The sequence below is a fragment of the Neobacillus drentensis genome (assembly GCF_036965645.1).
Lineage (GTDB): Bacteria > Bacillota > Bacilli > Bacillales > Cytobacillaceae > Neobacillus > Neobacillus drentensis_D.
Window position 1 is genome coordinate 62406 of sequence record NZ_JBALPZ010000028.1, and the last position, 10545, is coordinate 72950.

The following is a 10545-nucleotide window of genomic DNA, read 5'->3' on the forward strand; positions in this document are numbered from 1 at the left end:
GTCTTTTTGTATAGGCAGATGCAATTAATATTCAAATAAATCACTTGAAAGGTATCTTTCACCTGTATCACAGGCAATACATACGACAACATCATTTGGTGTTAATCGTTTTGCAACTTCTAGCGCGGCAAAACAAGCACCTCCTGATGATGGACCAACTAGAATACCTTCCTCTTTAGCCAATCTTCTCGTAATCTCATAAGCATCCTCATCAGTAATTTGATGAATCTCATCATATACTTCTTCATTAAGGATTTCCGGAATAAAACCAGGGCTTGTACCAACTAGCTTATGTTTACCTGGTTTCCCGCCTGATAAAACGGGTGAACCCTTTGGTTCAACGACATGCACGGATAATCCTTGATAATAAGCTTTTAGGGTTTCACCTGTACCTGTGATGGTTCCTCCGGTTCCAGCTGTCGCTACGAAAGCTGAAAGCGGTTTACCGATTTCTTTTAAGCCATCAATAATCTCAAGAGCAGTAGACTGTCTATGAGCATCAGGGTTTGCTTTATTTTCAAATTGCATCGGGATAAAACTATTAGGGATATTGTTTGCTAACTCCAGAGCCTTCTTAATGGCCCCTGGCATTTTTTCGTCACCAGGAGTTAGAATTACTTGTGCCCCGTATGCGGCAAGTAAGCTGATCCGTTCTTTTGTCATCGTATCAGGCATTACAATAATCGCTTGATAACCCCTTGCAGCAGCATTCATGGCAATGCCAATCCCTGTATTGCCGCTCGTCGGTTCAATAATGGTAGAACCTTTTTTCAACTTTCCGCTTTTTTCTGCTTCAATAATCATATTATAGGCAGCCCGGTCCTTTACACTTTTGCTAGGGTTAAAAAATTCTAGCTTCAAATAAACAGAGGCCCCATTTTTCGGAGCTAAGCGATTTAGTTTAACAAGCGGTGTATCTCCAATCAGTTCAGCAATATTGTTAACTATTTTCATTGGGTTTCCCTTTCTAAACTAAATTGATTTCTCTTATTATCATAAAGAAAATCATTCTGATTGTAAAAAAATATCGCCTTATAAACCGTTTGACAGTAGATACAATTGGGAGAAAATAGACTAAAATTATTAAAAGGACTGAATATGAAAATGAATCAAAAACCACACTTTTTTTTCGCTATGAGAATTCCTGAACCAACAAAACTAATCATGAAGGATCACATTGAAAAATTAGAGGAAACGATCCCGTTTAGCCGCTGGGTTCATCCTATGGACTTACATATAACTCTTGCTTTCTTAGGATCAGCAGAACCTGATAAACTTCTGAATGCCGAAAATTATGTAAGGGATGCCATCAAGGATGAGGGGGCCTTTACATTAAAAATAAACAAATTAGGCTATTTCGGGAAGGAAGAAGCACCGCGTGTTTTTTTTGCCGATACAGAAAGCAGTGAAGAGCTTTTCAAAATTAGAAAAAAGGTGTTTTCAGCATGTGAGCAGGCGGGCTTTCAATTGGAAAAACGCGCCTTTAAGCCTCATATTACCTTAGCGCGAAAGTGGAAGGGGCAGGGCGAATTCCAAAAGGAGCTATTAAATGTATGGTATCGATTGCAGCCAGAACCACTTGAATTCCAAGCTGAAGATGTTGTAGTGTATCAAACACATCTGGACCGATCACCAAAATATGAAGCGGTAACCATCTTCCCATTGCTATCTTAGAAAATTGAAAAAGGGGTCTTTATGAAGCCTATTTATTTTATTATTAATCCCAAAGCAGGCAATGGAAACTGCCTTGAAGTGTGGAAAAAAATAGAATCGAAACTAAAGGATGACCAGATTCATTTTTTAGCTTTTTTTAGTGAATATCCTAGTCATGCTCAATACCTTGCAAAACAAATTGCTGAGAAAAATCAACAGGAAAAGTTAATGATTGCATTAGGCGGTGACGGAACGATTCATGAAGTGCTTAATGGGATTGCTCATCACGAAAAGATAACGCTAGGTTTTATTCCAGGTGGTTCAGGAAATGATTTTTCAAGAGGTTTTCAAATTCCAACTGATCCGGAGGAGGCTTTACAAGCCATTCTCAGCCTGCGGAAGAGGCCAGGAAAGCAAATCGATATCGGTAATGTAATGTTGGGTGAAAGGGAGGAGCACTTATTTATCAATAATATAGGTGCCGGTTTTGATGCCATTATTTCTTATCAGGTTAATCGATCCCGAATAAAGAAGCTGCTGAATAAATTATCTTTAGGCAGGCTGGTTTATGTCTATTTTCTTTTAAAAAATGTTTTTACCTATAAAACTACAACATTTGATTTATCAATTGACGGGGAAAAGCATATATTTGAACAAACATGGTTTGTTACTGTTTCTAACCAGCCTTTTTATGGCGGCGGAATGAAAATTGCACCAGCTGCCGAGCCAGATGATGGCCTTTTCGATATCACAATTGTCCATCAACTATCAAGGCTGAAACTTCTATTCGTTTTTATAAGTGTTTTTTGGGGAAGGCATATCCATTTTAAAGAAGTGAAAATATTTAAGGGGAAAAATATTACGATTCAATCGACAAATACACAGTATGTTCATGCTGACGGGGAGCATATCGGATACACCCCACTTTCGATTCACCTTCAAGCGAAAGCCTTTGAGGTGTTATCTAGAAGTCGCGGGAAGGAAGAAGTTGATTTGAAGGAGAGGGATTCGAATGAATTCTGCTGACAGGAATTTTTTTGCATACTTAGATGATATGAACATCGTTACTATTCTTCTCCCCCATTCCTATCATCACGGATTGTCATCTGAATTTTATATGGCAGCGGACGCGGTTAAGACGCCTCTTGTCATTTTGGAGAAGACGGAGATTGAGGATCATGTTAAATATATTTGCCAGTTTGACGGGGAATATCTCTTTGAGAAATCCTATTGGGTTTTTGATGCACATGGAGGGAAAACCGATTTACAAATAGGGGCTGTGATTCGCACAGAAGCATTTGATGAAAAATTTTATTATAAAGGGAATGACCTGGGTGTAACCTTTCTTGACGTTCAAATCTGGTTTAAACTATGGGCTCCAACCGCAACAGGTGTAAAATTGAAATTACGGTCAACTGCTAATGGTTATTCAGAAATCATAAAGATGAGACGGGATGACTTCGGCGTTTGGTCTGTATGTATGAATCGTGATTTGGAATTTTATCAATATAGCTTTTTGGTACTCGTTAATCAAGAATGGCGTGAGGCTGTAGACCCGTATGTAAAGGCAGTAACAGCAAACGGGGAGCAGGGGGTTATTGTGAACCTCGAGAAGACAGCAAGGCCTAGACTGAGTATCCCTCCATTAGAGAACCCAGTTGAGGCAATCATTTATGAAACACATATTAGGGATTTTACGATTGATGACAATAGCGGTGTTAAAAATAAGGGACTGTATTTAGGTGCTGGCGAATTGGACACTAAAAGCATGGATGATGAAGTAACAGGCCTATCCTATGTTAAAGAGTTAGGGATTACCCATATAGAGTTTCTTCCGTTCAATGATTTTGCCGGTGTGGATGAATTAAACCCAGCTGAACAGTATAACTGGGGATATAATCCTCTTCATTTTAATACCCCTGAGGGAAGCTATTCAACCGATCCATTCAATCCATATTCCCGAATCATAGAGTTAAAAAAATTAATCGATCAGATCCACAGTATTGGTCTTGGAGTGATCATGGATGTCGTTTTTAATCATGTTTATATCCGGGAGCAATCTTCATTTGAAAAAATAGTACCAGGCTATTATTTTCGTCATAACGAAATTGGGCTGCCTTCAAACGGCACTGGTGTTGGAAATGATGTGGCCTCAGAGCGGAAAATGGTGCGTAAATTTATCCTTGACTCTGTCCGTTATTGGCTGGAAGAATACCATATCGATGGATTTCGCTTTGATTTAATGGGTATTTTAGATGTAACGACGATGAATGAGGTGCGAAAGACGTGTGACCGTCTATCTAAGGGGACTTTAATTATCGGAGAAGGCTGGAACCTTAATACCCCTCTGCCAGTGGGACAAAAAGCAACGATTGCCAACCAAGCAAAAATACCGGGAATTGGACAATTTAATGATAAATTTAGAGACACTATAAAAGGAAGTACGTTTAACTTATTTGATAAAGGCTTTGCTTTAGGAAATGAGCATTTAGTGGATGCTGCGATGGAAGTGATCACCGGGAGTATCGGATTTACCAAAAAGAGTACCCGTATCTTTAATAACCCTAGTCAATCTGTCAATTATGTGGAATGTCATGATAACCATACACTTTGGGATAAACTGCAAGGCTGTTTTTCGGATGCGGACCCTTCTGAACGACAAAGATACCATCGCCTCGCAACAGGGATGGTAATATTATCTCAGGGAATTCCTTTTCTTCACAGTGGACAGGAATTCTTCCGTACCAAGCAAGGAGATGGAAATAGCTATCGTTCTCCAGATAACATTAATAAACTCGATTGGGAACGTAAGAGTAAAAATAAGGAAAATGTGGAATACATTAAGGGTCTGATTAAAATCCGCCAAAAGTTTTCATGTTTCCGGATGAGAACTTCGGAGGAAATTCGTACACATATACAAGCACTTTCATTTCCAGCTCCGATAGTAGGTTGTTTATATCAATTGCCTCAGGAGGAATTAATTTTTGTTATTAATCCAACCTCCAAAGCACAAATGATTACCCTTCCGGAGGGGAACTGGGGCATATTAGCTAATCACAAAAATGCGGGAATTTCCTTAAAAGATGATATAAAGTCGCAAGAATATTTTGTAGAGCCTATTTCTCTAAATGTTTTGCTGAAAAAATAGTTTTTCAAGATTACTTGACGAAAAAAGGGAATAGGAGATAAAATTTATTAAGATGGCTATTGTGTGCAATGGTTTCAATAGCTTTTTTTTATTTTAAAAAAGAGCTATTGTTATAATTGTGGTTAATAAACCTTCCTACAGCACAGGTTTTACCTCGGATTCACAGAGGATTAAGCCCATTAGAACGGCATAAATTGAAGGTGAGCAATTTTGGATCATTTACTAGGACAAGAGTGGGAAGTTACCCCAGCTGGAGGCAAAACAGGAGAAGCCTTTTATGCGGAATATCAGGATCAAAGGCTCTTTTTAAAGCGGAATTCCTCTCCATTCCTTGCAGTATTATCAGCCGAAGGTATTGTCCCAAAGCTTGTGTGGACAAAACGATTGGAGAACGGAGATGTTATTACAGCACAGCAATGGCTTCCTGGCCGGGAGTTAAAGCCCTCTGACATGAACCAAGAGAGTGTTGCCAGATTGCTTAAGAAAATACACTGTTCTGAACCGATGCTTGGCATGTTGAGCCGGTTAGAAAGTTCGCCGGTAAATCCTGAGCCAATACTACAGTCGGTTGTAAATGAATTGGATGAACAGGTTCTATCTTTACCTGAGTCACAAAAGGCAATTCATTTTTTAAAAGAGGAAACCTTAAATGTATATTGTGATGAAAAAGTAGTTTGTCATGGCGATGTCAACCATAACAACTGGCTGCTTGCCGAAGACAACCAGTTGTATTTGATTGATTGGGACGGAGCGATGATTGCTGACCCTGCCATTGATTTGGGATTACTGCTTTACTGGTACATACCAGAAGAAAACTGGGAGGACTGGTTAAAGCTTTATGGCAAAGAGCTTACCGATCATCTAAAACTAAGAATGAAATGGTATGTTACCATTCAAACCCTGTCTTCTATTCAGTGGTATAAAGATAAAAAACGATTTGAAGAAATGAATAAATGGATTGATTTTTTACAAGATATCCTCTAATTAAGAAAACTGGTCAATATCGTTGACCCATTGTGATAAATTTTCTTGATTAGATAAGATATGCTGGTCTAAATCAGCTGATTGAGTACCATGCTGACTATATTGATAAACTTCCTGCAAGATATTCTTGACGTTCGAATCAATTTGGTTGTTAACCATAAGTGATTTTACTAAACGCTCCAATTGCTCGCATTCGGATACGGACCCGCAGCAATCGGCTTGATGATTATTCAAAATATCTTTTAGCAGTGTCACTTGGTCACCATGACTTAATGGCATAAAAGCACATCCTTTCAAATCGAAATAGAAAAAGGAATTCACAGTTAGGTTGTGAATTCTTTTTTAGTTTATGCGTAAACCTTTTTTCCATTTGGATTGACTTGCATGAATAAGAACTGCATGGTATTGTTTGAAGGATAACGTTTTTTAGGAGTGTCAAAACAAATGAGACTTAGACATAAACCTTGGGCAAAGGAAAAAATAGAGCAGCATCCACAGTACGTCGTAGCAAAACCGGAAAGTTTCAAAGGTATGTGGCATGAGGCTTTCGAAAAAGACCAGCCGCTTCATATTGAAGTTGGAACAGGTAAAGGTCAATTCATCACTGGAATGGCAAAGGCCAATCCGGATATAAATTATATTGGAATTGAGCTGTACGACAGTGTGATTGTGGCAGCTTTAGATCGCTTAATTGAAGCAGATTTACCTAATTTAAAGCTGTTAAATGTTAATGCGGCGGAGCTGGATAAATACTTTACAAAAAATGATGTTAGTCGGGTGTATCTGAATTTTTCTGATCCTTGGCCAAAATACCGTCATGAAAAAAGAAGATTAACTTATAAGGATTTCTTAAAGTTGTATGAAGATATATTGATCAATGGCGGCGAAATCCATTTTAAGACCGATAATCAGGGGTTATTTGAATACTCCCTTATGAGCTTTTCTGCTTACGGTTTATTATTGAAATATGTAAGTCTTGATTTCCACAATAGTGGTTACGAAGGTAATATCATGACAGAATATGAGCAGAAATTTTCTGAGCAGGGAAACCGGATTTACCGTTGCGAAGTAAAATATCAAAATGAATGATAAAGACAGTTCTTTTAATAGAGCTGTCTTTTTTGTTTCTTATTCATATGAATTAGGTTCATGTTAATATATATAGAAAGGGGGAGTAAAATAATGGAAACATTAAAGATTGGCGATGTTTCGCTTACTTGGTTATCAGGCGGAGTAACATACCTCGATGGCGGTGCTATGTTTGGGGTCGTCCCAAAAGGGTTGTGGTCAAAAAAGTATCCGGTTAATGATAAAAATCAAATCGAATTGCCGACTGACCCGATGTTAATTCAAATGAATGGGAAAAATATTTTAGTTGAATCAGGTTTAGGTAATGGGAAATTATCAGAGAAACAATTAAGAAATTATGGGGTAACAAAAGAATCACAGGTTGAGGAGTCCTTAGAACAATTAGGGTTAACTCTAGAAAATATCGACTTTATTTTGATGACTCATTTGCATTTTGACCATGCCAGTGGATTGACTAAGCTCGTGGATGGAAAATATGTCCCAACCTTTCCCAATGCTCGAATTATTACTTCTCAAGTAGAGTGGGATGAAATGCGCCACCCCAATATTCGCTCAAAAAATACATATTGGCGGGAAAACTGGGAGGCGGTTGCAGCACTGGTTGTCCCTTTCGAAGAAAAATGGGAATTAGGGGCCCTCACGATGATCCATACAGGCGGACACAGTGATGGACATTCGATTCTTCTTATTGAGGATGGAGGTGAAACATGCATTCACATGGCCGACTTAATGGCCACACATGCTCATCAAAATGTTTTATGGGTTATGGCCTATGACGATTATCCTATGACCTCTATTGCCGCAAAGCAAAAGTGGCTTGCACTTGGGCTAGAGAAATCAGCCTGGTTTACCTTTTATCATGATGCTTTTTACCGGGCTGTGAAATGGGATCAAAACGGTAAGCAGCTTGCTGCCAGCATTAAAAGAGAAAAATAAAAAAATAGCCGTATCACCTGATGCGGCTATTGGATCCTTTATGATGAGAATGGGATTAAATCAATGAGTGTACCAGTTTGAGCATCGGCAACAAATTCATATTGCTGGATAGCCTCATTTGTTTGTTGGGATATACCACCCTTATAAACATGATACGTCATTTGATTTTTTTCATAAGGCTCTGCTTCCATATGAATCCATGAGCCACTTATGGGACCTTTTGGTTGAAGGTGTTTTTTAACCGACCCTAATACTCTTTCAGGTGATATATTTGTTCTTTGAGTAAGAATTTCCTTGGTTACATATCCACCGACTAATCCGACTGCAGCACCTAAGAAGAAAGACTTCCAGTTCATTTATCTACCTCCATAATGGAAAAAGATTGTAAAAAGATTCTCTTTTCAGTATACCTTATTTACTGTTAAGAGGATAATATTACTGATTGAATATGTAATATTGGTAACAGATAAGAGGATTCAGTAAAATATATATAGTAGAGAGCCGCAAATCCGTATCTATGTGTGAAATGGCAGGATTATGTCAAGCTGGATAAAAGTAAATACATAAAGGAGTTAATCATGAACGAACAGACATTAAAGCTTTTTCAAACATTAACAGAGCTCCCAGGCGCGCCTGGGAATGAACACTTAGTCAGAAATTTCATGAGAGAGCAGCTGGGGCTATACTCAGATGAAATTATTCAAGATAAATTGGGCAGTATTTTTGGTGTGAAAAAAGGAGACCAACAAGGGCCAGCCGTAATGGTGGCAGGGCATATGGATGAAGTAGGGTTCATGGTTACAGCGATTACAGATAATGGAATGATCCGCTTTCAGCCGCTGGGAGGCTGGTGGAGTCAAGTACTACTAGCTCAGCGTGTCCAAGTCATCACCAAAAATGGTCCGATTATTGGCGTAGTTGGTTCCATTCCACCACATTTATTAGATGAATCTAAGAAAAACAAACCGATGGAAATAAAGAATATGTTAATTGATATTGGGGCTGATAATCGGGCAGATGCCGAGCGTATTGGTATTAAACCCGGTCAGGCCATCCTGCCGATTTGCCCATTTACGCCAATGGCCAATGAAAAGAAAATTTTAGCTAAGGCTTGGGATAATCGCTATGGCTGTGGATTGGCCATTGAATTGCTTCAAGAACTTAAAGATGAGTCACTGCCAAATATTCTTTATTCTGGAGCAACCGTGCAAGAGGAAGTAGGCTTACGTGGAGCACAAACAGCGGCGAATATGATTAAGCCTGATATCTTTTTTGCCCTTGATGCCAGCCCTGCCAATGATATGACGGGGGATAAACGAGAATTTGGCCAGCTAGGTAAAGGGACCTTGCTCCGTATCCTTGATCGTTCTATGGTTACCCATCGCGGAATGCGGGAATTTGTACTTGATACTGCAGAAACACATCAAATTCCATATCAATATTTTGTTTCACAGGGTGGAACAGACGCCGGACGTGTGCATTTATCGAATGAGGGGGTCCCAAGTGCAGTAGTTGGCATTTGTTCCCGTTACATTCATACACATGCTTCCATCATTCATGTTGACGATTATGCTGCGGCCAAAGAATTATTAGTGAAACTGGTAAAAGCTTGCGACCAAACAACCGTTGACACCATTAAATCAAATAGTTAATTGGTTAGGGGGCATTCACTATGCCTCCTATTTTTAAAGGAGAAAATTTTACAATGAAGATCATTATCGGATCAAAGAATCCAGCGAAAATTACTGCTGTTCAAAATTGCTTTTCACAAGAAGAAAGTGAATTTTTATCTTTAGATATCCCTTCTGGCGTTAACGACCAACCGTTTTCTGATGAAGAAACGATTCGAGGCGCCATCAATCGAGCAGCAGGGGCCCTAAAACAAGGAAATGGCGATATTGGGATTGGCCTCGAAGGCGGCGTCCAGGAAACGAACCACGGATTATTACTGTGTAATTGGGGGGCCCTAGCTGCACCTGGCATGGAGCCGCTTATTGCCGGAGGAGCTAGATTTCTTTTACCAGAAGAGGTGGCCTCAAGGCTCAGAGCGGGCGAGGAATTAGGACCTGTAATGGATGACTATGCTAAAAAGAAGAATGTTAGGAAACAAGAAGGAGCAGTTGGTATTTTTACCAATGGTATGGTAAATCGAGTTGATATGTTTACCCATCTAACTACTCTATTAGTCGGACAGTTTACCTATCATGTTAATTTGAAAGAATTTTAAGATATTTAATCGTTATAACCACTATGCATAACATTGGACTGAACAAAGTGTATACTGTTATGATTTGAAAGGAAAGTTAATATATAGCAACTAATTAAACGGAGGCGTTCAACTTGAAAAATTTAGAATCACTTGAGCAATTTGAGCAGCTGCGTGATCAAAATAAAACCATTTTTATGTTTTCGGCTAAGTGGTGTGGAGATTGCCGCTTTATCGAACCAGTGCTGCCAGAGATTGAAGCGAAGTTTAACGAATATACCTTTATTCATGTTGACCGCGATCAATTTATTGATTTATGTCAGCAAGTAGATGTATATGGGATCCCAAGCTTTATTGCCTATGAGAATGGAAAAGAGCTTGGCCGTTTTGTCAGTAAGGATCGAAAAACACAAGAAGAAATCGAGTCATTTATTTCTGGCCTGAAGTAATCAGAATAAAACCCTGTCTCTCTTTTGGAGTAGGGGTTTTTTAATGTATGCTTGTTAAACATGGATGTTGATTTCCGCTC

The 10545-nt window shown here is 39.0% G+C and carries 12 protein-coding genes; 9 read left to right on the forward strand and 3 right to left on the reverse strand.

The window, feature by feature from the left end:
- Positions 1-24: 24 nt before the first annotated feature.
- Positions 25-954 carry a cysteine synthase A gene (cysK, locus tag V7266_RS05210; RefSeq protein WP_335466370.1) on the reverse strand — a complete coding sequence of 310 codons (930 nt, stop codon included), beginning with the start codon at positions 952-954 and terminating at the stop codon, positions 25-27.
- 144 nt (positions 955-1098) lie between these two features.
- Between cysK and thpR the strand changes: the two genes are divergently transcribed.
- The 4 genes from thpR (at position 1099) to V7266_RS05230 (ending at position 5785) form a co-directional block, all read left to right on the forward strand.
- Positions 1099-1674: an RNA 2',3'-cyclic phosphodiesterase gene (gene thpR, locus V7266_RS05215; RefSeq protein ID WP_335466372.1), complete on the forward strand. Its 576-nt coding sequence runs from the start codon at positions 1099-1101 to the stop codon at positions 1672-1674.
- Positions 1675-1695: 21 nt separating this feature from the next.
- Positions 1696-2679 (forward strand): diacylglycerol/lipid kinase family protein, encoded by a 984-nt coding sequence (locus V7266_RS05220; protein WP_335466373.1) that lies wholly within the window; start codon positions 1696-1698, stop codon positions 2677-2679.
- A complete protein-coding gene (gene pulA, locus V7266_RS05225) occupies positions 2666-4801 on the forward strand; it encodes a type I pullulanase (protein WP_335466376.1) in 2136 nt (711 codons plus the stop codon). The genes V7266_RS05220 and pulA overlap by 14 nt, the downstream gene beginning before the upstream one ends.
- 210 nt (positions 4802-5011) lie before the next feature.
- Entirely contained in the window at positions 5012-5785 is a 774-nt protein-coding gene (locus tag V7266_RS05230) for a phosphotransferase family protein (RefSeq protein WP_335466377.1), read from the forward strand.
- Here the strand turns inward: V7266_RS05230 and V7266_RS05235 are convergent, their stop codons facing one another.
- Positions 5786-6064: a YtzH-like family protein gene (locus V7266_RS05235; protein ID WP_335466379.1), complete on the reverse strand. Its 279-nt coding sequence runs from the start codon at positions 6062-6064 to the stop codon at positions 5786-5788.
- A gap of 165 nt (positions 6065-6229) precedes the next feature.
- Between V7266_RS05235 and trmB the strand changes: the two genes are divergently transcribed.
- Positions 6230-6874 carry a tRNA (guanosine(46)-N7)-methyltransferase TrmB gene (gene trmB / locus V7266_RS05240; protein ID WP_335466381.1) on the forward strand — a complete coding sequence of 215 codons (645 nt, stop codon included), beginning with the start codon at positions 6230-6232 and terminating at the stop codon, positions 6872-6874.
- 93 nt (positions 6875-6967) lie between these two features.
- Positions 6968-7810, forward strand: a complete 843-nt coding sequence (locus V7266_RS05245; RefSeq protein WP_335466383.1) for a YtnP family quorum-quenching lactonase — start codon at positions 6968-6970, stop codon at positions 7808-7810.
- Between the two features lie 38 nt (positions 7811-7848).
- Here the strand turns inward: V7266_RS05245 and V7266_RS05250 are convergent, their stop codons facing one another.
- Positions 7849-8166, reverse strand: coding sequence for a hypothetical protein (locus V7266_RS05250; RefSeq protein WP_335466385.1), 318 nt, complete (start codon positions 8164-8166; stop codon positions 7849-7851).
- A gap of 222 nt (positions 8167-8388) precedes the next feature.
- Between V7266_RS05250 and V7266_RS05255 the strand changes: the two genes are divergently transcribed.
- From V7266_RS05255 to V7266_RS05265, 3 genes are all read left to right on the forward strand, one after another.
- Positions 8389-9462 (forward strand): M42 family metallopeptidase, encoded by a 1074-nt coding sequence (locus tag V7266_RS05255; RefSeq protein ID WP_335466387.1) that lies wholly within the window; start codon positions 8389-8391, stop codon positions 9460-9462.
- 53 nt (positions 9463-9515) lie between these two features.
- Positions 9516-10037 carry a DUF84 family protein gene (locus V7266_RS05260; RefSeq protein WP_335466389.1) on the forward strand — a complete coding sequence of 174 codons (522 nt, stop codon included), beginning with the start codon at positions 9516-9518 and terminating at the stop codon, positions 10035-10037.
- A 113-nt stretch (positions 10038-10150) separates the two neighbouring features.
- Positions 10151-10465, forward strand: a complete 315-nt coding sequence (locus V7266_RS05265; protein ID WP_335466390.1) for a thioredoxin family protein — start codon at positions 10151-10153, stop codon at positions 10463-10465.
- Positions 10466-10545 lie beyond the last annotated feature (80 nt).